Annotated in this window: 17 protein-coding genes and 1 tRNA gene; 11 read left to right on the top strand and 7 right to left on the bottom strand. The window is 70.5% G+C overall.

The features are described 5' to 3' along the window. Positions 1-1240 precede the first annotated feature (1240 nt). The gene (locus M1P99_RS04495) at positions 1241-2728 is read left to right on the top strand and encodes a site-specific integrase (RefSeq protein WP_304451404.1); all 1488 of its coding nucleotides are present in this window, start codon (positions 1241-1243) and stop codon (positions 2726-2728) included. Between the two features lie 232 nt (positions 2729-2960). Here M1P99_RS04495 and M1P99_RS04490 read toward each other — a convergent pair whose 3' ends face one another. Beyond that, entirely contained in the window at positions 2961-5261 is a 2301-nt protein-coding gene (locus M1P99_RS04490; protein ID WP_304451403.1) for an AAA family ATPase, read from the bottom strand. 393 nt (positions 5262-5654) lie between these two features. Beyond that, the gene (locus tag M1P99_RS04485) at positions 5655-5984 is read right to left on the bottom strand and encodes a hypothetical protein (RefSeq protein WP_304451402.1); all 330 of its coding nucleotides are present in this window, start codon (positions 5982-5984) and stop codon (positions 5655-5657) included. A gap of 202 nt (positions 5985-6186) precedes the next feature. On the opposite strand from M1P99_RS04485, the gene M1P99_RS04480 reads away from it, so the two are divergent. Together M1P99_RS04480 and M1P99_RS28615 are read left to right on the top strand one after the other, a co-directional pair. Further along, complete coding sequence (locus M1P99_RS04480) at positions 6187-7113, top strand: hypothetical protein (RefSeq protein ID WP_304451401.1); 927 nt, start codon at positions 6187-6189, stop codon at positions 7111-7113. Positions 7114-7647: 534 nt separating this feature from the next. After that, a complete protein-coding gene (locus tag M1P99_RS28615; protein ID WP_369696494.1) occupies positions 7648-7872 on the top strand; it encodes a hypothetical protein in 225 nt (74 codons plus the stop codon). Positions 7873-8137: 265 nt separating this feature from the next. On the opposite strand, the gene M1P99_RS04470 is transcribed toward M1P99_RS28615, so the two are convergent. Then, a tRNA-Arg gene (locus tag M1P99_RS04470) sits at positions 8138-8213 on the bottom strand. Positions 8214-8754: 541 nt separating this feature from the next. Between M1P99_RS04470 and M1P99_RS04465 the strand changes: the two genes are divergently transcribed. After that, complete coding sequence (locus tag M1P99_RS04465; RefSeq protein WP_304451400.1) at positions 8755-9657, top strand: cobalamin biosynthesis protein; 903 nt, start codon at positions 8755-8757, stop codon at positions 9655-9657. 68 nt (positions 9658-9725) lie between these two features. Here the strand turns inward: M1P99_RS04465 and M1P99_RS04460 are convergent, their stop codons facing one another. After that, positions 9726-10241: a hypothetical protein gene (locus tag M1P99_RS04460; RefSeq protein ID WP_304451399.1), complete on the bottom strand. Its 516-nt coding sequence runs from the start codon at positions 10239-10241 to the stop codon at positions 9726-9728. A gap of 312 nt (positions 10242-10553) precedes the next feature. On the opposite strand from M1P99_RS04460, the gene M1P99_RS04455 reads away from it, so the two are divergent. The 3 genes from M1P99_RS04455 to M1P99_RS04445 all read left to right on the top strand — a co-directional run bounded on the left by M1P99_RS04455 (position 10554) and on the right by M1P99_RS04445 (position 15350). Beyond that, the gene (locus tag M1P99_RS04455) at positions 10554-13481 is read left to right on the top strand and encodes a penicillin acylase family protein (RefSeq protein WP_304451398.1); all 2928 of its coding nucleotides are present in this window, start codon (positions 10554-10556) and stop codon (positions 13479-13481) included. A 294-nt stretch (positions 13482-13775) separates the two neighbouring features. Further along, positions 13776-14237 (top strand): NfeD family protein, encoded by a 462-nt coding sequence (locus M1P99_RS04450; protein WP_304451397.1) that lies wholly within the window; start codon positions 13776-13778, stop codon positions 14235-14237. A 30-nt stretch (positions 14238-14267) separates the two neighbouring features. Further along, a complete protein-coding gene (locus tag M1P99_RS04445) occupies positions 14268-15350 on the top strand; it encodes an SPFH domain-containing protein (protein ID WP_304455575.1) in 1083 nt (360 codons plus the stop codon). A gap of 168 nt (positions 15351-15518) precedes the next feature. Here M1P99_RS04445 and M1P99_RS04440 read toward each other — a convergent pair whose 3' ends face one another. Both M1P99_RS04440 and M1P99_RS04435 read right to left on the bottom strand, forming a co-directional pair. Beyond that, positions 15519-16484 carry a quinone oxidoreductase gene (locus tag M1P99_RS04440; protein WP_304451396.1) on the bottom strand — a complete coding sequence of 322 codons (966 nt, stop codon included), beginning with the start codon at positions 16482-16484 and terminating at the stop codon, positions 15519-15521. Between the two features lie 123 nt (positions 16485-16607). Further along, a complete protein-coding gene (locus M1P99_RS04435) occupies positions 16608-18905 on the bottom strand; it encodes a serine/threonine-protein kinase (RefSeq protein ID WP_304451395.1) in 2298 nt (765 codons plus the stop codon). 433 nt (positions 18906-19338) lie between these two features. Between M1P99_RS04435 and M1P99_RS04430 the strand changes: the two genes are divergently transcribed. Next, positions 19339-19707, top strand: a complete 369-nt coding sequence (locus tag M1P99_RS04430) for a DUF6504 family protein (protein ID WP_304451394.1) — start codon at positions 19339-19341, stop codon at positions 19705-19707. 6 nt (positions 19708-19713) lie between these two features. Here the strand turns inward: M1P99_RS04430 and M1P99_RS04425 are convergent, their stop codons facing one another. Continuing rightward, positions 19714-20289: a GNAT family N-acetyltransferase gene (locus M1P99_RS04425; RefSeq protein ID WP_304451393.1), complete on the bottom strand. Its 576-nt coding sequence runs from the start codon at positions 20287-20289 to the stop codon at positions 19714-19716. 233 nt (positions 20290-20522) lie between these two features. Between M1P99_RS04425 and cobC the strand changes: the two genes are divergently transcribed. From cobC to cobA, 3 genes are all read left to right on the top strand, one after another. Further along, on the top strand, positions 20523-21542 hold the full coding sequence (gene cobC / locus M1P99_RS04420; RefSeq protein WP_304451392.1) for an Rv2231c family pyridoxal phosphate-dependent protein CobC: 1020 nt from the start codon (positions 20523-20525) through the stop codon (positions 21540-21542). Between the two features lie 145 nt (positions 21543-21687). Continuing rightward, on the top strand, positions 21688-24114 hold the full coding sequence (gene cobT, locus M1P99_RS04415) for a nicotinate-nucleotide--dimethylbenzimidazole phosphoribosyltransferase (RefSeq protein ID WP_304451391.1): 2427 nt from the start codon (positions 21688-21690) through the stop codon (positions 24112-24114). Between the two features lie 228 nt (positions 24115-24342). Then, positions 24343-25623 (top strand): uroporphyrinogen-III C-methyltransferase, encoded by a 1281-nt coding sequence (cobA, locus tag M1P99_RS04410; RefSeq protein WP_304451390.1) that lies wholly within the window; start codon positions 24343-24345, stop codon positions 25621-25623. Positions 25624-25659 lie beyond the last annotated feature (36 nt).

The following is a 25659-nucleotide window of genomic DNA, read 5'->3' as shown; positions in this document are numbered from 1 at the left end:
TAAGTGGACCGGTAAGCGGGCCTCTGGGAGGGCCGCTTTGAACGGATCACCCTGTTGGCGTTATCAGTGCAGGTCGGGGCCGCTACGGGTGGGCCGATGGGTGCCCAGACTTATACCCAGTGGGTAGTCATCTTCACGTAGGGGGCGGGCGGCGCCTCACGGTGTGAAGGCACCGACCGCCCCCGCTCCCTCGAAGCGGTACCCGTGTCCTGCCATCGTCTCTGCGGTCCATCCCTCTCTGTGTCCAGGTCTGTGTCCCCTCTCCCGCCATAGGGGCGCCACAAGAAGGGTCCCCGAGTTAGTGGCGCGGGTGGAGATCGCCCACCGCCGTGGCCTGGATGATCCTGGCGTTGTCGCCTCGGGCGCGTCTTCTCCGGTCTGGTGGGGTTGTGCTCCGCGCTGGGCGAGGCGAACGAGGTCTTGGCTGCTCATCTCGCGGCGTTGTGAGATCTCAGATTCGATGTCGAATCCGTCCTGGAGGCGTCTTCTTTGGGGGTTATCAGGGCGAGACGACGACACGACGAAGAGGATCGCCGATGACGAGACCCCACCACCTGCACCTGACATCACGGCCCTGGCCAGCGAACCACCCCTGGGGGCGGCACCACCCGGGGGCGGCCTGCGCGGGGTTGTCCCAGCCGGGGGCGTGTGCGGCCACCAGCGCCCCGACATCGGCCCCACCGCCCGGGGCCGGTTCAGCACCCCATGGGGCGCCGCCCGGGGCGGGCGGGCCGTCTGACGGCCCCGCCCCGCCCAGCCCCGGCTCCCGGGCCGGGCGGCCACCCAGGGGGAATGGGGTGAACTCCTACAAAACGGTCTCTCGGGCGAGGTTCTCCGCCCATCGGACGGGGAACCCGCCGAATCCGCTTGACCACCTCGGCGAGATCGAGCGTGGATGCGTACTGCCCTGCCAAACGCAGGGCCGCGCAGTGCATCCGTGCACATCAGAGGTGGTGGGGAGGTGGACGAGGTGGCAGTGAACAGCCCGGCCACGCTGGCTGAGGTCGGGTCGTTGCCGGTGGTGCTTGACCCGGTCACGGCGGGTCGGATGCTCGGTCTGGGCCGCACCACCACCTACCGGCTCCTCCGCCAAGGAATCTTTCCTGTCCCGGCTCACCGGACCGGCAGGACCTGGGCCATCCCCACAGCCGGGGTGCTCGTCTATCTCGGTCTGCCGGTGGGCGGCGGGTGTGGCGGGTGCGGGGCGCGCGAGAACACGCAGACGAATGCGAGGTCGTAGATGGCATCACGTGAGGGGTCCACGTTCAAACGGTGCGGGTGCCGCGAGGAGACATCCGGACGTGCCCTGGGGGTGAGGTGCCCTCAGCTCAAGCGCAGGGGCGGGGGCTGGAATCCGGCGCATGGGGCGTGGGCGTTCCAGTACGAACTCCCACGCACCGCAGACGGGAAACGGCGTCAGGCCCGCCGGGTCGGACTGTCCACCTACACCGAGGCTCTGGAGGGGCTGGACCAGGTCAAGGCGCTGATGGTCCTGGCCTCGGGGGATGAGGACGTTGAGGTGCAGGTCGCGGACCTGATCCAGACCGCACTCAACCAGCGCCGACCACTCCCCGATGTGGAGGAGGTCCGCAAGCGCATCGGTACCGGGGTGGACGTACGGGCCGAGGTCCCCACCGTCGAGTCCTGGCTGAAGGAGTGGTTGGACGGCAAACCCGACCTGGCCCTCGGAACCCGGGCGTCCTACGCCGGCCACATCACCAAGTACCTCGTGCCGCACCTGGGTCGGCGGCGGTTGGACAAGCTCCAGGCCCGCCACGTCGAGGCGATGTTCGCCTCGATCGAGGAAACCAACATCCACATCCTGGAGTGCCGTGAGTCCGACGATGCGAAGGTCAAGGCGTCGGCGCGCGGACAACGGGTCATCTCGCTCTCTACCAAGCACCGGATCCGCGCCACGCTGCGCAGCGCCCTGTCGGACGCGGTGCGCCGCCCGGACCTGCCGGTATCGGTGAACATCGCCTCGCACGTGCGGCTCCCCTCGTGCCCAAGGGTCAAGCCGATGGTGTGGACGCCCGACCGGGTGCGTCAGTGGAAGGCGGACGGGACGGTGCCGGGCGAGGTGATGGTGTGGACCCCGGAGCAGACCCGTGCCTTCCTGGCCCATGCGAGGAAGTACCGGTGGCTGTATGCGATGTTCCACCTCATCGCCGTCAAGGGCCTGCGCCGAGGGGAGGCGGTCGGGCTGCCGTGGTCCAACACCCGGTTGACGGACGGGCAGATCGACATCCGAGTCCAGGTGGTGCAGTTGGCGTGGGAGACGGTGACGACGACGCCGAAGAGCGCGGCCGGTCAGCGCACCATCACCCTGGACCAGGACACGATCAAGGTCCTGCGCACGTGGCGACGCTTCCAACTGGAGGCCAAACTCCAAGCGGGAAAGGAGTGGACGGACACCGGGTTGGCGTTCACCCGCCAGGACGGGTCGGGGTGGCATCCGGCGCAGGTCAGTGACTGGTTCCTGCGCATCTCCCGCGCGGCGGGTCTGCCGCCGATCACGCTGCACGGGCTGCGCCACGGGGCTGCCTCGCTCTCGCTGGCCGCGGGAACGGACGTGAAGGTCGTCTCCAACGAACTGGGGCACGCGACCGTCCACTTCACCCAGGACACGTACCAAACGGTGTTCCCCGACGTCGCGAAAGCGGCGGCCGAGGCCACCGCGTCGCTGCTGCGCGGCGTGCCGGTCCCGGCGAAGGCCCCGGTGTCGTAGCCGGACCACCGAGCACACCAGGAGCTATACAGCCCGACCGACCCCAGGCCAGAGTACGGTTTCACCCCTGTTGGCCTGGGGTTTCCTCGCTCCCGGGGCCATCACCCGATCGGATCAAAGGTCCCCTGGCTGTTCGAACAAACAGCAGTGTGTTCGCGCAGCCCAAGGTGACGCTTATACATAGCCGATTCAAATACCCAAGGATTCGCGTCTTCATCACACCTGGCGGGATTCAGTCGCCTACTGCTACTCGCACTACGTCCTCGAAACCCAGTCCTCGACCCTGCTCCATCAATTCCACCAACCGTTCCTGCCCCAGCGCTTCCCGGATTCGTCCGTGTGTCCCCCGGTGCAGGGCCACCAGCCCTTCAAACCGGAACAAGCGTGGAGCGGTGGTGCCCCACAGCGCCTCCGCTCCGCCCAGCAGAAGAGCGGCGTGCTCGTCGTCGCCCTGCTCCTGCGCATACCAGGCCAATGTCTCTACCACGGCGGGTATCCCCAGACGGTCACCGATCGATGCCTTGAGGCTGAGTGCGTGCCGCAGGTACCCATCGGCCGACAGGTCGCCGCGCAGGAGCAGGTTAAGACCCATGGCCCAGAGGTTGTAGGAGTGGTGCCAGATCTCCCCGTGGCGCTCAGCTATCTCACGTGATCTGGCCAGCCATGCCATCCCCTCGTCCAACCCTCCCTGCAATGTGTAGGCCAGTCCCGTGACGGATGCGCAGAGCTGTCTCATGAATCCCGACCCGTCGGTCGTACTCCACGAGCCCTGGGCCAACTCCAACGAGCGGGACAGGCCACCCCGACCGAGGGTGGTCAGGGCCAGCAGTACGCGGGCGCCGTACTCGGACTCAGTATTGCCCAGACTTCGGGCGATCTCCAGGGCGCGCTTGGCGTGATCACGCGCCACCCCGTGATCACCGTGAACGAAAGCGAGGTACCCGCAGGCCCAGAGTGCCCGGCACAGCGAGTAGGTGGGCTTCGCTGACAGCGACAGTGCGCGCTCCAGCCGACTCCGTCCTTCGGCCAGACGCCCGTTGACCATCCAGTACTGCCACAGGTCGGCGGCGGTGACCTGGACGTGTTCGGGGTCGGTTCCGTCGTGGCAGGCGTTGTCGAGCGCGAGGCGGATGTCGTTGATGGAGGTGCGCAGCCGGGACAGCCAGCACGCCTGATCAGGTCCGTAGCTGCGCGTGTAGGCCTGGTGCACCAGTGCCATGAACCATTCCTGGTGTCGTTCGCGCAGGAGGGGTTGCTCTTTCGTCTCGGCCAGCCTGTGGTGTCCGTAGTCGCGCACGGTCTCCAACAGGGTGTATCCGCGTCCTGTGGGGGTGTCGACCGGGACGACGATGGACTGGTCGACCAGGGAGTCCAAAGCGGTCAGGGCAGAGTCGGCGTCCAGGGGGTCGAACCCGGCGACGGAGCACACGTCCTCGGCCGTGACGGGCCCGGCGAACACGGACATGCGCGCCCACAGGGTCCGCTGTCCGGGGGAGCACAGGTCGTGGCTGTGGTCCAGGACGGTGTGCAGGCTCTGGTGGCGGGCACGGCCACCCGGGCTTGACGAGCGCAGGCGGTGTCGGTCGAGGAAGTGTTCGCGGATCTGGCGGGGGGATAGGGTGCGCGTCCAGCGGGCGGCCAGCTCGATGGACAACGGTAGACCCTCCAGATGGCGGCACAACTCGGCGACGTCACCGATATTGGCCCCGGTCAGGGAGAAGTCCGGCCAGGCCGCTGCGGCCCGGTTCGTGAAGAGCTGGACCGCCGGGTTGGTCGTGGCTTGGCCGTTAGCTCCGCCGTCTGGCACGGTCAACGGAGCCACAGGCCACACGTGCTCTCCCGCGGTGCCCAGGGAACGGCGACTGGTCGCCAGCACCGTCAGACCGGGAGCGGCCTCAAGGAGCGCGTCGACCAGCCGTGCGCAGGCCGCCAGGGCGTGCTCGCAGTTGTCCAGGACCAGCAACATGCGCCGGTCGCGCAGCTGGCGAGCCAGCTGCGCGACCGCGTCCGAGGGGTCGTCCTCCTGGACTCCGAGTGCGGTGGCGACCGTCCAGGCCACCGCCTCGGGGTCGGTCACCGGGGCGAGCTCCACCAGCCAAGCCCCGTCACGGTGGGCCGTGGCACGCCGGGCGGCCACCCGGCGCGCCAGTCGCGATTTGCCCACACCGCCGATGCCGGTCAAGGTCACCAGGCGGGCGCGTTCCAGACGGTGAGCGAGCGCCCGGAGATCGTCGTCGCGGCCAACGAAGCTGTCCGTCTCGGCGGGCAGGTTCCCCTTCGGCCGTCGTGCCGAAGGCACTTCCCTTACGCCACCGGCTCCCTCCTCACCATCGTCTCCGGCTCTCTCGGTCAGATGCCCCCAGCGCTGCTGCCAGTTGCTGAGGACCTCCTTCCCAGCGCCGGGGGTCAACGACAGGCACACCCGAACGAAGGCGGTGACAGTTGCCAGACTGGGGAACCTCTCTCCCGATGCGGCGTTGCGCAGCGAGGTGGCCGACACCCGCAACTCCAGGATCCTCGCCTGTTCGGCCATCCGCTGGAAACTGGGCGAGCCTGCTTCTTCCCTCAACACGCGTAGTCCGAGGGCGAAGGTTCCGAGAGGGCTGTCCGGGGCTGGTACCGGGTGGGAGGGGCGTCCGGGCCGAGGGGGGGTGGTCACCATCATCCATCCATGACGTCTGGGGGTGCGACGCGAGCAAGGTTGATTATCCCCGATCTTCCGGACGAAAACCTCCAGTTCAGGGATCTGGCCTCGGACTCCGCCCCTCCCAGGGCGCCTTCGGACACTATGCGCATAGATTAATTAATCATCATCAACCCAGGGAATTGGAAGAGGATAAGATTATGGACGCATATGGAAGTAAGATGGATGCGCCTTAGTCTGTCGAGAAACAGAGCGGATTGCTGATGGCTACCGGGTTGGAAGTCATCCGAATTTGTTGTGCTGGCTTCGTCCCCGGATCTGCACCGCTGTGGGGCCGTTGAATACGTTCCTACCGGAGGATGCGGGTGGGGAAGGTGATTCCTGTGCGGGTTCCGCGTCAGACTCATGCTTCTTGGAGGAGGCTCGACTCATGAAGACCGTGACTCCAGTGAGGAAGAGACTAACGGATGTGAGAAAGAAGCCGAGAACGCTCGCGAGCTTGTCAGCAGAGTCCAGCCCAAGATAGATGAACACGCCTCCTGCTGCAAGGAACAAGGGGATGAGGATGAAGGTCGCGGTGATTAGGGTGGTTCGCTTGGTCTGCTGGTTCATGTCCTCAAATATATCACTTATGGAGCTGTCTTGGTGATCGATCATTGAAGGTGAAGACGCATGATGTATAAGATTCAGGTAGTGCACTTGTTATGTTGTGTCTCATTTATGGCGCTTTGTGCCGTTTGGCTCGTTCTTATTTCGAACGTAAGAGTGATTGATTAAGTGTGGGTCGATAGATTCAAGGAATTGGAGCCCTTTAATGGAACCCCTGTCTCCTCGAAGTGGCGAGAATGCTCGGAACGAGTTTTCCGGGCCGACGGCCTATCAGCAGAACGGCGAACATCAGAAGCAGTACAACTACTTTGGGATACCCACTAGGGTTCTAGTCATCCTGCTGGCGGCGCTTGTGGTGCTTGCTATCGTTGCATATTTGGGGATAACGAGGCTTCTCGTGCCATCTGTATCCCGCTCGATCCAGGATCCATTCCATGTTGATGTGAGGGCGATCAATGAAGACCTGGGTGGGATGACCTGGGTTTTTCAGGATGCAATTTCTCTAGATGATCAGGAGGTGATTGAACAACTTGATCCTGATCCTTCTGGGAGTCAAGTCCCAGACTGGAATTATGTGGATGAGCAAATAACCGATCTCGGTGGGATTAGGGTTCCACTTTTCTGCGCTGATCCGGAGTCGCCTTGTGCTGGAAGTGGAAAATATCAAATAGTTCTCACGGGGAATTGGGATCAGAGGGTTCGAATCAGGGACATTGAGGCTGTTGTCCAAGAAAGAAGTCCGGCGCCCAGTGCTGCTCGAGTTGAGATTCAGGGAGAGGGGGTGGAAAATGCGGAGTCGATTGTTTTCAATCTTGATGCTGATGAGCCAGTTGCATTGGCTTTGGAAGATGGATTGCTGGCTGGAAACTACTTTGACGGCAAGGCTATTCATCTTGAGAATGGAGAGCCTATTCCGATCAATGTGACGACTTACAGCGGTGAGTGCTGGTGTCGTTGGGAAATCATTGTTCATATTTCCACTGATGGAATTGAAGATTCCATCACAGTGCGGGCCGATGGAACAGAAAATGGACCGTTCTTTGAGAGCCTCGGTGTGTACCCAGAGGCATCCGACTATGTTCTTGACTACGAATATGATTACATGGTCCAACGATTTGTGGAGGTGGGGTAAAATTCGAACTTATTGCAGAGGACCTGCGAGCTGGCTAATAGCCTGCGCGGTTCCTGTGCTGTTGAAGGCTCGGGTCGCGTTTGACAGTCTTGCCGACCTCGTGGCGGAGCGCCCGGCAGCGATTCCTTGAGTCGGATGGGCGGCGCGCTGGTCGGGCAAGCCGCCTTAACCCGGAGGCTGCGAGATCCCCGCAGCGCCCGAGCAGGGGTCGAACGGCTCGGCTCGACGGGCCGCTCCCAGGGACGCGCAAGATCCTCGGCCAAGGGCCAGACGCAGGTGGGTGTGCGCGGCGATCACCAACCAGGTCCACTGGTCGGCCGCCTCACAGGAGCAGACCCTCAGGCAGGTCCAACGCAAGGTCTGCTTGAACAAGCGGAAGGTGTGCTCCAGATCGCCGCCAAAACCTCCGGCGAGGTGAGGCGGCGGGGCTGTCATAGATGAACACCCGGCTCACAGACAGGCAGATCGACATCCGCGTCCAGGTCGTCCAGCTTGCCCGAGAGACGGTGACCTCGATGCCGAAGAGCGGCGAGGTTGCCGCCGATCACGGTGCACGGGCTGTGCCATGGGGTGGCCTCTCTCAGCCTGGCCGTAGGGGCGGACGTGAAGGTGGTGTCCAATGAACTCGGCCACGCGACCACCCACTTCACCCAGGACACCTTCCGGGCAGTGCTCCCGGATGTGGTCAACGCGGCGGCGACAGCGACCGCGCTGTTGTTGCGCGGGGCGGCGCCCGTGTCGGGTCGTGTGGGCGGCTGACACGCCCCGACAGTCATCAGGGTAGCGGCTGGGGTCTTGGGGCACCTGTGGCCGTGCCGGGCCGTGTCTGGCCCTAACCGGCGGACGGACACGGGGCGTCCCAGCACGGGGCCCAGGGTCACGGGAGGGCAAAATGCTCCGCGAGGTCCTCGCCCTGATGTACGGGACCTTGCACTGGGGAGCACACACGGAGCATTTCAGGCCCGGATTCGGGCCCGGCGCCTCGTCTGTTCGACTCGCGCACCCAGTTTGAACTGGGGTTTTGTGGCGCACCCGGCAGGATTCGAACCTGCGGCCATCGGATTAGAAGTCCGGTGCTCTATCCACTGAGCTACGGGTGCCTGATTCAATTGTCGCTCGCCGCGGCTGGCCGCGACCACGCTGTTACCCGTGGTCCGCGGGTGTTTCCGCATGTCGGAAGCGCCGGGGCTGGGGTGCGGCCTACGGTCGGGAGGAACCCCGTGTCGTGGCGCCTGTGGCGCACTGGTCAGACATTCTAGGGTATTCGTCAGATCTCGCCCACAGGTGGGCAAAGCCTCACCAACTACGGTGATTCGTAGTTGTCTCTCGTTACCACTCGCGCTCCACCAAACCGGTCGCTATGGGCCCCGTGCACCACGTTACCGGTGATTAACTCCTGGTGCTGCGCTGTCCCGCTGGCGTTTCGTGATGTGTCGGGTCCGGCGTGCGGGTTGAGCGGGTCAGAAGAACCACCACTGGCCTGCGGGGACGATGACCAGGGTCAGCAGGTGGAGCATCCGGCGCCTCCCCGTGGGCAATTGACTACACTGAGTGTATGGGCAACTACGCAGAGTAACAATCATTAGTTGGTCGGGCGTTGGGCCCGGCCAGGGCTGCTCCTGGCGCGGCTACCGTGGTGGCGTGCGAAGTCTGGGTTTGGTGGCGGGGTTCCTGCTCGACGCGATGGTGCCGGATCCCCCGCGGGGGCATCCTGTGGCGCTGTTCGGCCGTGCCGCTGGTTGGTGGGAGCGGCGGATCTACCGGGACGACGAGCTCACCGGTGCCGCCTACGCGGTGTCGGCGGTCGCTCCCGTGGCGGCGCTCGGGGCGGTGGCCGAGCGCGGGGGCGCGACCGCCACCGCGGCCGCCACGTGGGCCACCCTCGGGGGCAGCATGCTCGCAAGGGAGGCCGAAGGGGTCGCGCGGGCACTGGAGGCGGGCGATCTGGAAGGTGCCCGATCCCTGGTGCCGCGCCTGTGCGGGCGCGATCCCGCCGGGTTGGACGAGGCGGGTGTCGCGCGTGCCGTGGTGGAGTCGGTCGCCGAGAACACCTCGGACGCGGTGACGGGCCCGTTGGTGTGGGGTGCCCTGGCCGGAGTGGGCGGGCTGGCCGGGTTCCGCGCGGTGAACACGCTGGACGCCATGGTCGGTCACAGGAGCGCGCGCTACCGGCGCTTCGGGGCCGCGTCGGCCCGATTGGACGACATCGCCGGCTGGGGTCCCGCCCGGCTCACCGCGGTGCTGGCGGTCCTGGCCGCCCCCGCCGTCGGCGGCGACGTCGGCCGGGCCTGGCGGATCTGGCGCAGGGACGGCCACCGGCACCCCAGCCCCAACTCGGGGCAGTGCGAGGCCGCGTTCGCCGGCGCGCTCGGGCGGACCCTGGGCGGGGTGAACGTCTACCGGGGGCGTGAGGAGCGGCGCCCGGAGATGGGGGAGGGGCCCGCGGTGGACACCGCCGACATCCGGCGGGCCGTCCGGCTGGCCCGGGCGGTCAACGTCGGCGCGCTGGCCGTGGCGGCGGGTGTGGCGCGCGTGCGCGGGTAGCCCTCGCGTTCGCGGTCCCCGCCCGCGGCCCTCGCGCCCCCGGGCCGGCGGGCCCGGGGGCGGTGTGGTCAGGCGGCCAGGCCGCGCGCGTAGTTGACCTGCTGGTTGATGTGGAAGGCCGCGCCCGGGTTGCCGACCGGGATGGCGGTCGCGTGGTAGTGGCCGTGCCCCTGGACGGTCACCTGTACGTGGCCGGACGTTTTCTGCTCCTTGACCAGCAGGAACAGCAGGCCCAGGAGGCAGGTCCACCAGAAGACGAGGATCGCGGTGATGATCGCCCACGTCGGTGTGCCGCGTTCGGTACGGCTCATGTCGGTGACCGTCCACACCGTTCCCCTGATGGGAAAGCGCCCGGCCGGGGTGATCACCGTGCTCTGGGAGATGGCGATGTCGCCGATGGTGGCGAGAGGTGTCTCGCCGGGGGCCGGGTATCCGGCGTCGGCGGGCTGGTAGCCGCCGGTGCCGTAGGGCTGGAGTGCGCCGCCGTGGTGCTGCTCGGGGGGAAGGCCCCATCCGGGGGTCTGGCCGCCGGGCTGCTGCCAGGGCTCGCCCCGGCCCGAGGGGGATTCGGGGTGCTGGTTCATGCGCCGATTGTGTCAAAGAGCCCAGAGCTGTAGGGCGGGACCGGTCGAATGGTCCACGTGCCCTTCCAGATGGGCCGGGTGCGGCGCCGGAGTCGTGGCCGGATGTGGCCAACGACGACTCCTCGTGTCGGCGCTGGTGCGGGTAGTGCCGGTGCGATCGCGGCTGGATGTGGCGCTCGTCACTTCAAACCGACGGATGGTCCGGCGGCCGGTTCCCGGCCGGACGGCAAACATGAAACTCTTTCGCACTTTGCCTACCCGTGCGTAGCATTCCGCTGATCCATCGCCCGCACCCCCCAGGTGGTGAAGCACGTGAGATCCCCGTACCCCCAACGGCTCCGCACGGGTGCCGCAGGTGCCGCGCTGCTCGTGGCCGCGGCCACCGCGGCCGCGCTCCCGAGCACACCCGCGGCCGCCGACCCCCCGCCCGACTACTGCGCCCCCAACGGCTGCCACGACATCGTCCCCCCGGGCCAGAACGGCAGCGCCACTCTGGCCGAGATCCTCGGCCACCAGATCTTCGGGACCCGCCCCCAGCACTCCTCCAGTCAGCTCGACATGTACGACGACCTCGTGCACCACTACGACGGCCTCACCGAGGAGGGCCTGGACGACTTCTTCCTCGACGCCGGGTTCGGCGTCGACTCCGACGACGTGGGCCGGGAGTACCAGCCGCGCCAGGACGTCACCATCACCCGCGACAAGGGCCACGGCATCCCGCACATCGAGGGCACCACGCGCGAGGGCACCATGTACGGCGCCGGCTACGCCGCCGCCGAGGACCGCCTCTTCCTCATGGACGTGCTCCGCCGCGTCGGCCGGGGCGAGCTCACCCCCTTCGCCGGCGGCGCCGGGGGCAACCGGGCCCTGGAACAGGACCTCTGGCGGACCGCTCCCTACACCGAGGAGGACAAGCAGGCGCAGATCGACCGCGTCGCCGGGGCCGGCGAGCGCGGGGCCCAGGCCCTGGCCGACGTCGACGCCTACCTGGAGGGCGTCAACGCCTACATCGAGGAGGCCGACGGGAACCGCACCTTCCCCGGCGAGTACGTCCTGACCGGCCACAAGGACGCCATCACCAACGCCGGCGACATCGAGCCCTTCACCCCCACCGACGTGGTCGGTATCGCCGCCATGGTCGGCGGCATCTTCGGCGGGGGCGGAGGCGGGGAGGTCCGCGCCGCCGTCGTGCGCGCCAACTTCCTGGACCGCTACGGCGCGGAGGAGGGCGCGGAGCTCTACGCCGCCTGGCGCACGGAGAACGATCCCGAGGCCGTGGTCAGCGTCGACGGGGAGTTCCCCTACGCCCAGACCCCCGACGACCCCGTCGGCGAGGTCGTCCCCGACCCCGGCTCGGTCGAGCCCTACGGCATCGTCCACGACGAACACGGTTCCGCGGCCGACGAGGTGACGGCCGCACCCCTGGCCGCCGCCGTCGAGGAGCCGGCCGCGCCGGACGACCCGGCCGAGCCGCCCACCCTGGACGACCTCAGCGCCGCCGACCAGGAAGAAGTCGACCAGATGGTGGAGGAGGGCGACCTGTCGGAGGCCGAGGGCCTGTTCAACGACGGTGTCCTGCCCGACGGCTTCCTCGACCCCCGCGGCATGTCCAACGCCCTCCTGGTCTCCGGTGAGCACACCGAGAGCGGCAACCCCGTCGCCGTCATGGGTCCGCAGACCGGCTACTTCTCACCCCAGCTGCTCATGCTCCAGGAGCTCCAGGGCCCGGGCATCAGCGCCCGGGGCGCGTCGTTCGCCGGCGTGAGCTTCTACGTCCAGATGGGCCGCGGTGTCGACTACGCCTGGAGTGCCACCTCGGCCGGCCAGGACCTCACCGACACCTTCGCCGTCGACCTGTGCGAGACCGACGGCTCGGCCCCTTCCACCGACTCGCGTGCCTACGTCGACTCCTCCGGTGAGTGCGTCGCCTTCGAGGAGCTCAGCGTCACCAACGAGTGGTCGCCCACCGTCGCCGACCAGACCCCGGCCGGCGGATACACGCTGACCTCCCTGCGCTCCGAGTTCGGCCTCGTGGAGTCCTTCGCCACCGTCGACGGGACCCCCGTGGCGTTCACCTCGCTGCGCTCCACCTACCGGCACGAGGTCGACTCCATCATCGGCTTCCAAAGGTTCAACGACCCGGGCGAGATCACCTCGGCCGCGTCGTTCCAGGACGCGGCCCACGACATCGGCTACGCCTTCAACTGGCACTACGTCGACGACGAGGACATCGCCTTCGTGAACTCCGGCGCCAACCCGGTCCGGGTCGAGGGCACCAACCCCACGATGCCCATCGACGCCTACGCGGATGCGGGCTGGTCGGGCTGGGACCCCGAGACCAACGACGCCGACCTGCACCCGAAGGAGGACCACCCGCGGGCCGTCAACCCCGACTACATCGTCAACTGGAACAACAAGCCCGCACGGGGCTACACCTCCGGCTGGTCCACCGGCTCGGTCCACCGGGGCGACCTGCTCGACTCCCGGGTGTCCGCGCTGGTCGAGGACGGGCACGCGTTCACCACGGCCTCCCTGACCCAGGTGATGATGGAGGCCGGGACGGCCGACCTGCGTGCCCAGGAGGTCCTGCCGCGGCTGCTGGAGGTGATCGACGCCCAGGAGGTGGAGGACCCCGACCTGGCCGCGACCGTGGCGGAGCTGCGGGCCTGGCAGGAGGCCGGATCGCTGCGCCGCGAGCCCCAGCGCGACGCCGGGTACTACGAACACGCCGACGCCATCCGGGTGATGGACGCGTGGTGGCCGGCGCTGGTGCGCGCCCAGTTCGAGCCGGGGCTCGGCGAGGACCTGTACGCCGCGCTGACCCGCGCGGTCCAGGTGGACGAGTCGCCCTCGGGCGCGATCGGCGGCGGTGAGGCCGGGAGCGTCAACCAGGCGCAGCCGCACCGGGGCTCGGCCTTCCAGTACGGCTGGTGGTCCTACGTCGACAAGGACCTGCGCGCGGTGCTCGGCGAGGACGTCCAAGGCCCGCTGGGTGGAGAGGCCTACTGCGGGGAGGGCGATCCGGACGGGTGCCGGACGGTCCTGCTGGACAGTCTGGCCGAGGCCGCCGCGGTCCCCGCGGGCGAGGTCTACCCGGGCGACGAGCACTGCTCGGCCGGTGACCAGGTCTGCGCGGACGCGGTGGTCCACCAGGCGGTGGGCGGGATCGGCATGTGGCCGATCGCGTGGCAGAACCGTCCCACCTACCAGATGGTCTACCAGTTCTCCGGCGGGCGCTAGCGGCGGTGGGTCCGTGGCCGGGTCCTGCCGGGACCCGGCCACGGTCGGGCCCCGTCCCAGGCCCTTGGGCGGGTCCGCTCCGGTCTCCGCCTCCTCCCGCCCTTGCTCCCGCCTCTGCCCCCGCCTCCGTCCCCGGACCGGAGGCGGGGGCGGGTTCCGTGCGACTCGCGCGGAGGATGTCCCCGGTGAGGCTTCGGAGGCGGATCACGAGAGCGCACGGGATTCACGTGCTTCGGCGGGCCTGTGTGGGTAGCGTAAGGAATACCCGATACGTAGCGGGAGGGCCCAAGGACAATGCCCGCGTGGCTGATCTGGATCATTCTGGCCGTCGCCCTCGGAGTCGCCGAGGCGCTGACGCTGACGTTCGTGTTGGGTCTCGTCGCGGTGGCCGCACTGGTCGCCGGACTCCTCGGCGCCATCGGCCTGCCCGTGGTCGTTCAGATCATCGGCTTCGCGGCCACGTCCGCCGCGGGCATCATCCTCGTGCGGCCCATCATGCAGCGGCAGATGCGCAGGGAGCCCGACGCGCGTTCGGGAACCGCCGCGCTCATCGGCCGATCCGGGGTCGTGCTCCAGGAGGTCGACGGGGACAGGGGCCTGATCAAGCTCTCCGGAGAGGAGTGGTCGGCACGGTGTATCGACGAGGACCTCGTGATCCCGATCGGCGCACACGTCGACGTCATGGAGATCGACGGGGCCACCGCGGTGGTCTACCCGCGTGAGGCCCTGCCCGAGTCCCACACTCCCGAGTCATAGCCACGAGCTCTAGGCCAGGTGCCCGACATGATCGATCCGGCTATCCCTCTCATCATCCTCGCCGTCCTGTTCGTCGCGATCGCGCTGTCAGCGATCCGGATCGTTCCTCAGGCGAGGGCGTACAACATCGAGCGGTTCGGCCGCTACACCAGGACGCTCAATCCCGGTCTGAACTTCATCATCCCGGGTGTCGACCGGGTCAACACCAAGTTCGACCTCCGTGAGCACGTCTTCACCTCCCGGCCGCAGCCGGTCATCACCGAGGACAACCTGGTGGTCAACATAGACACCGTCCTCTACTACCAGATCACCCAGCCCAAGGCCGCCGCCTACGAGGTCGCCAACTTCCTCCAGGCCATCGACCAGCTCACCGTCACCACCCTGCGCAACGTCATCGGCTCCATGGACCTGGAGAAGACCCTGACCTCCCGGGAGGAGATCAACACCCGGCTGCGCGGCGTGCTCGACGACACCACCGGCAAGTGGGGCATCCGCGTCAACCGTGTGGAGATCAAGGCCATCGACCCGCCGCCGACCATCAAGGAGGCGATGGAGAAGCAGATGCGGGCCGACCGTGACAAGCGGGCGGCGATCCTGCACGCCGAGGGTGAGCGCCAGGCCCGGATCCTCAAGGCCGAGGGCGCGCGCCAGCAGGCGATCCTGGAGGCCCAGGGTGACCAGCAGGCCGCGATCCTGCGGGCCGACGGTGAGGCCAAGGCCGTGGAGCGCGTCTTCCAGGCCGTGCACGCCAACAACGCCGACGCCAAACTCCTCGCGTACAAGTACCTGGAGACCCTGCCCAGCCTGGCCCAGGGCGAGGGCAACACGTTCTGGGTCATCCCCGGTGAGCTCACCGAGGCGGTCAAGAACGTCTCCCACGCCTTCGCCGGGGACGCCGCCCAGGCCGGCCCGTCCACCGAGAAGGACGGCCGGGAGAAGGCCGAGCGCGGCCCGGCCGAGATCACGGGAGCGGACCCGGCGCAGTCCGCGTCGGCCCAGGCCGCCGTGGACGCGGCGGAGCAGGCCGAGAAGGCGGTCGCCGACGCCCGCGACGACGTGCGCAGAGCCGGGGCCAGGGCGGCATCGATGCCCGAGCCGCGGGAGGAGCCCTGAACACGGGCGCCTCCGAACGGGCCTGACGGAACCTCGGGGGCCGGGCTCCGACAACCTCGACCCCGAGGACCCCGAGGACCCCGAGGACCCGATGGGCTGATGGGCCTGAGGGCCCCGTTGATGGCGAGGCCGACCGGGCGCCGGGCGCCCGGTCGACCCATGTCGGCATCAGGTCAGCAGCAGCTTGCCCGTCGTGCGCCGTGCGGCGAGGTCGGCGTGGGCCCGGCCGGCGTCGGCCAGCGGGTACGGTCCGCCGATCCGCACGTCCAGGCGCCCCGCTTCCAACAGGGAGAACAGGTCCCGGCACCGGCCCAGGAGCTCCTCGCGGTCGGCGACGAAGTAGGCCAGTGAGGGCCGGGCGAGGTAGACCGACCCCGCCGCGTTGAGCCGCTGCGGGTCCACGGGCTCCACCGCGCCGCTGGCCTGGCCGAACAGCGCGAGCATGCCGCGCGGGCGCAGCGACGCCAGACTCGCGTCGAAGGTGTCGCGGCCGACGCCGTCGTACACCGCGGCCACACCCTCGCCGCCGGTCAGGTCGCGGACCGACTCGGCGACCGGGCTCTCGGTGTAGCGGATGACCTCGTCCGCGCCCGCCGCGCGGGCCACGCGCTCCTTCTCCTCCGTGGACACGGTGCCGATCACGCGTGCCCCGCGCTCCTTGGCGAGCTGGGTGATGAGCAGACCCGTCCCGCCGGCGGCCGCGTGCACCAGGACCGTGTCGCCCTCGGCGACCGGGTGCACCGAGTGCGTGAGGTAGTGCGCCGTCAGGCCCTGCAGGAACAGGGCCGCCGCCTGGTCGGCGGAGACACCGTCCGGCAGCGGCACGAGCAGGCCCGCCTCGACCACGGCACGGTCGGCGTACCCGCCGGGGGCCATCGCCCAGCCGACCCGCTGGCCCACCGACAGGTCGGTGACGCCCTCGCCCACGGCGGCGACCACACCCGCGGCCTCCATACCCGGAACGAAGGGGAGGGGGACGCTGTACGCCCCGCTGCGCTGGTAGATGTCGATGAAGTTGACCCCGCGCGACTCCACGTCCACGAGGGCCTCGCCGGGGCCGGGGGTCGGATCGGGTCTCTCCGTCAGCCGCAGGACCTCGGGTCCGCCGTGTTCCTCGATGACGATGGCGCGCATGGTCCACCTCTCCTCGTCTGGTCCGTCTCCCGCATCATGGCAGCACGGACCGGCCCCCTGACAGCACGGACGGGTCCAGGCGTCCCACACGGGTGGGCGTCCGTGCCGGGAACGCGGTCCGCCCTACTCCTCCACCACGATCTCGTGGACGGAGAACGCCGTGTAGAGCACTCCCAGGGGGTCGTTGCCCGGGCCCGGCCGTGTGACCAGGCCGACACGGCGGCGGTCCTCGGGGTCCTCGGCGTCTTCGGGCAGGGGCTCGGGGTCCGTGGTCGTCAGGACGTGCTCGCCGTTGACCCACATGGACAGCTCCATCACCGCGTCGCCCTCACCTTCCTCCCGCAGCGCGCACGAGAGGGTGACGGTGTTGGTGGGGACGGACTCGACGTCGAAGTCGTAGGGGCCGCCGCTCGTGCCGTCGCCGGACTCGCTGCGCGCCGACGCGTCGAAGAGGGGGTAGGCCTCGTACGCGGGGACCTCGTTGGTCCGGGAGAGGGTGCGGTCCCCCTCGCCCTCGTGCATCCGGTGGATCTCGGCGCGCTCGCCGTCGTAGCGCAGCAGCGCCTCGTACTGGCTGCGGTACTCCTCGCCGTCGTTGTCCCAGCAGCGCACGCCCAGTGTCGCCTGCTCGGGTCCTTCGGCCGCGTACGCGGTGGTGCTCACCAGCACCTGGTCGGGCAGGGGGTCGTCGCGCTCCAGGGGCACGATCGTCCCCCGGCTCTCGCCGTCCTCGGGGTCGAGCGTCATCACGACGCCGCTCTGCTCGGCCCAGTAGCCGTCCTGCTCCCCGGCCTCGAAGGCGCTGTTGGTCCAGCCGGGATCGGTGGTGAAGTCGGTGTTGTAGATGGAGACGGTGTTCTCCGGTATCGGCGTGTCCCTGTTCATCCAGAACACCGTGCCCGCGCCCGCCACCAGGACGACGGCGCCCACGGCCCCGCCGATCACCGTGAGTCTCCTGCGTGCTCCGCCGCTCCCGGGCGGTGTCCCGTCGCCGGTGCCGTTCGGCCGTCCCGGGCCGCCGGGTCCGCCCGGACCCGCGTAGGCGGCGAATCCGGCCTGCCCGTGCGGAGGAGACTGGTGTCCGTACACCTGCCCGCCCGGGTGGCCGCCCGAGGGGCCGTAGTGCGCCGGTCCGCCGTAGGGGCCGGGGTATCCGCGCCCCGGGGGCGGATGGCCGCCCTGGCCCGGGGGCTGTTGGGCCCCCGACGGGGGCCGGCCCTGAACGGGCTGTTGGACGTGCGGAACCGCGGCGAGCGCGGGGGCCGCGGCACCGGGCTGCTCCTGTGCGGGCTGGATCCGGGTCGGCCGCTCGTGCGGCTGCCGCGCCCGGGTGTCCTGACCGCTGGCGGGCGTGGGCGCTTCGGGCGGTGTCGGCCCTGCCGCCTGACCGTCGGGAGCGCCCGACCGGCCCGCGGACGGCTCCGGGAACGGTTCCGCCCCGGACCGGTCCGCCTCGGACGCCCCGGGCTGGGACCGTTCCGGTTCGCGGTCCCGCGCCGCCGTCTCGGGCGGAGTGCCGGGCACGGGAGCGGAGGACGGCGGTGCCCACGAGGTCGTGATGGTGCGGCGCACCTCGGCCTCCGCCGGGTCCTGCTGACCGACCAGCCGGTCGAGGATCTGCTGGGAGCTCGGACGGTTCCCCGGCTCCTTGTCCAACGCGGAGGAGACCAGGTCGTACAGGCTCGGGTCCAGACCGTCGAGCCGGGGCGGCGCCGAGGAGATGTTGTGCAGGACGGCGGGCACGGTGGCGGCGTCGAAGGGCGCGGCGCCGGTCCCGGCGAAGACGATCAGACAGCCCCAGGCGAAGATGTCGGCCGCGGGGGTGGGCTGTCGGCCCATGATGAGCTCGGGCGCCGTGTAGGAGGGGGTGCCCATGAGCTGGCTGGAGCGGGTGACCGCGCCCCCGGTGCCGTCCAGGGCGCGGGCGATGCCGAAGTCGATGACCTTCGGGCCGACCGGGGAGAGCAGGACGTTGGCGGGCTTGAGGTCCCGGTGGATCACCCCCGAGCCGTGGATGGCGGTGAGGGCGGCGGCCACGCCCAGCGCCAGGCTCTCCAGAGTCCCTCCGGCCATGACGCCGTCCGCGCGGACGGCCTCGTCGAGATTGGGGCCGGGCACGTACTCCGAGACGATGTAGAGGGGATCGCCGTCCAGGCGCGCGTCGATCACGCCGGCGGTGGAGAAGCGGGCCACGCGGCGTGCGGACTCGACCTCGCGGGCGAAGCGTCGACAGAAGGCCTCGTCGTCGGCCAGGTCGGGGTGGATGAGCTTGACGGCCACGGTCCGCTCGGCGGAGTCCCTGGCGAGGTAGACGGTGCCCATGCCGCCCCGGCCGAGGCGGCTGACGATGCGGTAGCCGTCGAGTTCGCGCGGGTCCCCCGCGCGCAGGGGCTTGCCGCTCTGGTGGCCGTTCGACGTCACAGGTGGGGTCCCTCGTATGGATCGTGTGATGCGCGGCTAACAGCGTACCGAGGACGACACGCCGTCTCGCTTCTGGTCTGGTGGGGCGGGGCGGGTGGTCAGCCGGTCAGGATCGCGTCCCGGGGGGAGTCCTCGAGGGGGACGGCGACGGGCCGGGCGACGGCCCCGTCGTCCAGGGCTCGGGCCCGGCAGCCGTCCGACCCCCGGCAGCCCTCCACCCCCGCTCGCCGCCGGCCCGCTCCGGGCGGGGCGGTCGCGGTGGCCTGGAGCTGTTCGACATCTGAGGGCCTCGTCGGTGGTGGGGTGCGGCCCAGCGTACGGACCGAGACGGACGCCCGGGGGCTCGGGGAGGCCGCGGGCGGATCACCAGTGGTGATGCCGCGTGCGCGGAAACGGTTCCAAGCGCACTCCGATTTCGCTAGGGTTAGAACACATGTTCGAACGCTACGGCGAACTTCCCCACGAGCAGTGTCCCGGCGGTGTGCGCCGGGTGCGGGAGTCGGTCGGTGTCGAGGGGAAGCGGGGAAGCGTCGTGGGACGGTACTACGGGGCGTCGGTCTCGGTCGTGGAGGACCAGGGGCGCCCGCTGCGCTTCACGTGGAACGGCAGGGTCTACGGCGTGCGCCGGATCATCGACCACTGGGTCACACTGCGGATGGACTGGACACCGACGGTCGAGCCCCAGGTGCCCGAGCGCCGGCACTGGCGGGTGGAGGCGGGCGCTCTGGAGGCACAGGGCGTGTACGAACTGCTGCACGACACCGTGTCCGACCAGTGGCTGCTCTCCCGTGTGTGGGACTGAGCGGCCTCAGAGCAGGTCGGCGGGCAGCAGGCTGTACACGGCCAGGTGGGTGCGGCCCTCGTGCAGCGGCATCGCGTTGCGTTCGACGCCCTCGGGGGAGAAGCCGGCCCTGACGGCCACGCGGCGCGAGGCCGTGTTGCCGACGGCGGCCTTCAACTCCACGCGCTGGAAGCCCTGGTCGACGGCCCAGCGGGAGACGGCCACGGCCGCCTCGGTCGCGTATCCCCGGCCCCGTGCCCAGGGCGAGACGGCGTAGCCGATCTCGGTGATCATCGCGGGCCACTGCGTGCGCAGCAGGCCGAAGGCGCCCACCAGGCGGCCGGACTCGCGCTCCACGGCCGCCCACTGCTGCCCGTCGCCGCTCGTCCGCAGCGCGGGCGCGGCCTCACGGCACCAGTGCTCGGCGATCTCGCGGGTGTAGGGGACACCCGGTGCGGGGAGGGGGACCCACCGCTGCACGGCCGGGTCGGAGTAGGTGCGGAACACGTCGTCGATGTCGGCTTCGACGAACGCGCGCAGCCGCAGCCGTTCCGTCTCCAGGATCACGGACGGCATCATCGGTCTGGTCTGGGTGTCGGTCACGCTGGAGGTCTCCCGGAACGGCGGTGGGCTGCGCTCACGATACGCGGGCGGGCCCGGTGACCTGGCACGGGGCCGTCCCGCCGCCGTCGGTGCCGTGACCACCGCCGCACGGGCGACCGGCCGCGTGCCCCCGATGACGTTCGGTCGTGCCCCCGTGTCTGGTCGGCGTAGGCGTGTGGGCTGTGTGGGGTGGGATGGGCTAGTGTGCCCTCGTTTCGAGGGGGAGTGTGGACATGGGCTACGACCTGCGGCATCACGGCGACGCCGAGACCGGCGGCGGACTGCTGGACTTCGCCGTGAACGTGCGCGGGACCGCGCCTCCGGCGTGGCTGGGCCGCCGCCTCGCCGACTCCCTGGCGCACCTGGGCGCCTACCCGGACCAGAGCGCGGCTCGGGCGGCGGTCGCCCGGCGCCACGATCGGGATCCCGCCGAGGTACTGCTCACCGCGGGCGCCGCCGAGGCGTTCGTCCTGCTGGCGCGCGCCCTGGATCCGGTCCGGGCGGTGGTCGTGCACCCCCAGTTCACCGAGCCCGAGGCCGCCCTGCGCGCAGCCGGGCACAGCGTCGACCGGGTCGTGCTCGACCCCGACTTCACCCTCGACCCGGCCCTGGTCCCCGACGACGCCGACCTCGTCGTCCTGGGCAACCCCACCAACCCCACGTCCGTGCTGCACCCGGCCCGGACCCTGGCCGCCCTGGCCCGCCCCGGGCGGGTGCTCGTGGTCGACGAGGCGTTCGCCGACTGCGTCCCGGGCGAGCCCGAGTCCCTGGCCGGGCGTCGCGACCTGCCGGGACTGGTGGTGGTCCGCAGCCTCACCAAGACGTGGTCGCTGGCGGGCCTGCGCGCCGGATACCTGCTCGCCGAACCCGCGCTGGCCGCGCGCCTGGCCGCGGCCCAGCCCCTGTGGCCCGTCTCCTCCCCGGCGCTGGCCGCGATCGAGGCCTGCTGCTCCCCCCGCGCGGTCGCCGAGGCCGACGCCTGGGCGGCGCGGCTGGAGGAGCGGCGCCGGGACCTGGCCGCTGTGCTCGAGGCCGCGGGGCTGCACGTACTTCCCGGTGCGCGGGGGTCGTTCCTCCTGGTCAGAGCACCCGAAGCGGATCGGCTGCGCGAGCGCCTGCGCGATCGGGGCGTGGCCGTTCGGCGGGGCGACACCTTTCCCGGGCTGGGGCCGGAGTGGCTCAGGGTGGCCGTGCGGGAACCGAGTACCCACCGCGTACTGGGGCGAACTCTGGCACAGTTGGTGGTGACTTGAGGCGCTCGGCGACCGTGCCGGGCCCGGTTGTCCGGGGTCTGGGGGGACCCGTGCGGATGGGATGAACGCCGCACACTACGCTTACCGGTCTCTAGACGGATCAAGCGGACTACGGGCAGTCGACACACCTCCACGGGGAGCGATCATGACCAACGATGACCGCGAGGACGCCCGGCGCGGCGAGCCCGCGCCGACGGCCGACTCCGGCCTCGGCGGGCTGCTCGACGGCCTGCCGGAGAGCGGCCGCGGCACGCGGGCACAGCGCCCGCGCGCGTCGGCCGGACCCGCCAACCCGTTCCGCCGACCGCCCACGGCACCGGCCGAACCCGCGCCGACGGCGACGCCCCACCCCGAGCCCCGGACCGCGCCGACCCGCCTGCCCCGGGCCGAGGATCCCGCGTCGGCACCGGACCGCACCGAGCCCGAGCCCGAGCCCGAGCCGGAGCCGGAAACCGAACCCGGAGCCGCGTCCGCCGGTGAACCCGACGCCGCCGCGCCGACGGCGACCGACCACCGCCCCAACGTCATCCCCTTCCGCGGCGGCGAACGCGAGCCGGAGACCCGGACGGCCGAGCCCGCCGAGGGCCGTCACCCCGCCACCGCGCGCACCAGCGCCGAACGGACGCCACCACCGTCCGACACAGCCCCCGAGCCCGCGCGGACCCGCGCCGTGGCACCCGAGCCGGAACAGAGCATGTACGCACACGAAGCAGCCGCGCCCGTCGAGGAACCGGACCGCACCGGACCGCAGAGCCACACCGGCCCCCGGGCGGTTCCCGCCGACCAGGCGCAGACCACCACGTCCCCCGCCGACGACCGGCCGGCCCCGTTCGACGACCGGGCCGGACACGCCTTCGACGACGCCGAACGCGACGCCGTCTACCGCGCCATCCGCGAACGGCGCGACGTCCGTGTCGGATTCCGGCCCGACCCGGTGCCGGACGACGTCCTCACGCGCGTTCTGCAGGCGGCCCACCAGGCGCCCAGCGTCGGACACGTCCAGCCCTGGGACTTCCTGGTCATCGAGGCCCCCGACCTGCGCTCCCGCGTGCGCGACCTCGCCCAGGCCGAGCGGGACGACCACACGCGCGCCATGCCCAGCGTCCGCGCCCGGGCGTTCTCCGGGCTCAAGGTCGAGGCGATCCTCGACTCCCCCCTCAACATCGCCGTCACCGTCGACCCCACCCGCGGCGGCCGCCACGGCCAGGGCCGCCACGCCCAGCCGGCCAGCGCCGCCTACGCCGCGGCCCTGGCGGTGGAGAACCTGTGGCTCGCCGCCCGCGCCGAGGGGCTGGGCGTGGGGTGGGTCGGCTTCGTCGACGAGCGGGACGTCGCCGACGCCCTCGAACTCCCCTCCCACCTCGACGTCGTCGCCTACCTCTGCGTCGGCTACGTCGAGCAGTTCCCCACCGAGCCCGAACTCAGCCTCGCGGGCTGGGCCAAGGGGCGTCCCCTGTCCTGGGCGGTCCACCGCGACCGGTACGGTCACCGCGGTCTACCCGGCCAGGAGCCCACAAGCCTGCTGGAGGAGACCATCACCACCATCGGAGGCCTGAACCCCCGTGCCGTGGAGGAGGCGAGGGACCGCCAGAACCGGATGACCAAGCCGCCGGGCTCCCTCGGGGTCCTGGAGGAGGTCTCGGTGCAGCTGGCCGGGCTCGCCGAGGAGTGCCCCCCGCCCATCCCCGAACCCGCCGCCGTCGCCGTCTTCGCCGGTGACCACGGCGTCCACGCGCAGGGGGTGACCGCCTGGCCCCAGGAGGTCACCGCGCAGATGGTGCAGAACTTCCTGGACGGCGGCGCGGTCGTCAACGCCTTCGCCGAGCAGGTCGGCGCGGAGGTCACCGTGGTCGACGTCGGCGTGGTGGGCGACCTGCCCCGCGCCGCCGGACTGCTCCCCCGCAAGGTCGCGCGCGGCACCGCCGACTTCACCCAGGGCCCGGCGATGACCCGCGCCCAGGCCCTCCAGGCCCTGGAAGGCGGCATCGAGGTCGCCCGCGACCTCGTCTCGGCGGGCAACCGCTGCCTGATCACCGGGGACATGGGCATCGCCAACACCACGCCGGCGGCCACGCTCGTGTGCGCCCTGACCGGCGCGGACCCGGCCCGGGCCACCGGCCGCGGGACCGGCGTGGACGACGCCATGCACGAGCACAAGGTGGAGGTCGTGCGGCGCGCCCTGGCCGCCAACCCCGTGGACCGCTCCGACCCCATCGGTGTCCTGGCCGCCCTGGGGGGCCTGGAGCACGCCGCTCTGGCCGGGTTCGTGCTCGGCGGCGCCGCCCTGCGGGTGCCCGTGCTGCTGGACGGCGTCATCGCCGGAGCGGCCGCCCTGGTCGCGTCGGCGATCTCGCCCGAGTCCATGTCCGCCTGCTTCGCGGGCCACCGTTCCAGCGAGCCCGGGCACACGCTCGCACTCGAACACCTGGGGCTGCGCCCCCTGGTCGACCTGGAGATGCGGCTGGGCGAGGGCTCGGGCGCCCTGCTGGCGCTGCCGCTCCTGCAGGGGTCGGCCCGCGCGCTGCGCAACGTCGCCACCTTCGACGACGCGGGCGTGTCCACCGTCCACTGACGGCCGGAGCGACGGATCGCCCGCGCCCGCCCGTACCCGCCCGACTCCACGCGGGTGCGGGCGGGGTCACACTCACGGCGTTGATCCGTTTACGCGTCCGTAATAGCGCTTTGACAAGCTAATTTGGAGCAATCGCCGAACATCGCCGGCGGCGCGGCGGACCCCACCGCCGCGCACCCCGCCGTCGCCGCCGGGGAGCCGGCAGGGACGACCGAAGGGGCGCGAACCATGACCTATCTCCTCGGTCTGCGCATGCAGGGCCGCGACGTCCTCGTCGTCGGCGGGGGCAGAGTCGCCCAGCGCCGGGTTCCGGTACTGGTGGAGGCGGGTGCGCGCGTCACCCTCATCTCCCCGGCCGTCTCCGCCGCACTGGAGGACCTGGCCGCCGCGGGGCACATCACCTGGTCGCGCCGTACCTTCGCGTCCGGCGACGTCGCAGGGGAAGGGGCGCCCGCCTACTGGCTCGTGCACGCGGCCACCGACGACCCCGGGGTCAACGCGGCCGTGGCCGCCGAGGCCGAGGACGCCCGTGTGTGGTGCGTGCGCGCCGACGACCGGCACTCCTCCTCGGCCTGGACGCCCGCCAGCGGAAACATCGGCGACATCACCGTCGGTGTCGTCGCCTCCGGCGACCCCCGCCGATCCGCCGGTCTGCGGGACGCCATCGCCGACGGGCTGGCCGACGGCACCCTCGACGCCCGGCGCGGACGCGAGCGGCTCACGGGCGTGGCCCTCGTCGGCGGCGGCCCGGGTGATCCCGGTCTGATCACGGTTCGGGGACAACAACTGCTGTCCCAGGCCGACGTCGTGGTCGTCGACCGGCTCGCGCCGACCTCCCTGCTCGACCGTCTGGCCGCCGACGTCGAGGTCGTCGACGCCGCCAAGATCCCCTACGGCCGGTCCATGACGCAGGAGGACATCAACGCCGTCCTCGTCGACCGGGCACGGCAGGGCAAGTTCGTGGTGCGGCTCAAGGGCGGCGACTCCTTCCTCTTCGGACGCGGCGGAGAGGAGGCGGCCGCCTGCGCCGCGGCCGGTGTCCCGGTCATCGCCGTGCCCGGCGTGACCAGCGCGCTGGCGGCTCCCGCCAGCGCCGGGATCCCCGCCACCCACCGGGGCGTGGCCCAGGACGTGCACATCGTCTCGGCCCACGTGGCGCCCGACGACGAGCGCTCCACCGTCGACTGGAAGGGCCTGGCCACGGCCGGGGGCACCGTGGTGGCGCTCATGGGAGTGGAGCGCATCGAGGCGATCTGCGACGCCCTCATCGCCCACGGCCGTTCGCGGGACACCCCCGTCGCCGTGGTCCAGGAGGCCACACTGCCGGGGCAGCGAACCGTGACGGGTACGCTTGCGGGCATCGCTTCCGCGGTGCGATCGGCCAACGTTCGGCCCCCGGCGGTGGTGATCATCGGAGAAGTGGTCAAAACAGCGCGGGATCTTGACATACTGCACACGGGAACCCAGTTCGAGATCCATCGACAGGTGACCGGGCGCGATCTCCAGTGAGACCTCAGCCGGCGGTGTTCGTCGCCCGGACCGGCG

The sequence above is a fragment of the Nocardiopsis sp. YSL2 genome (assembly GCF_030555055.1).
GTDB lineage: Bacteria > Actinomycetota > Actinomycetes > Streptosporangiales > Streptosporangiaceae > Nocardiopsis.
This window is presented reverse-complemented; position numbering and strand designations above follow the sequence as displayed.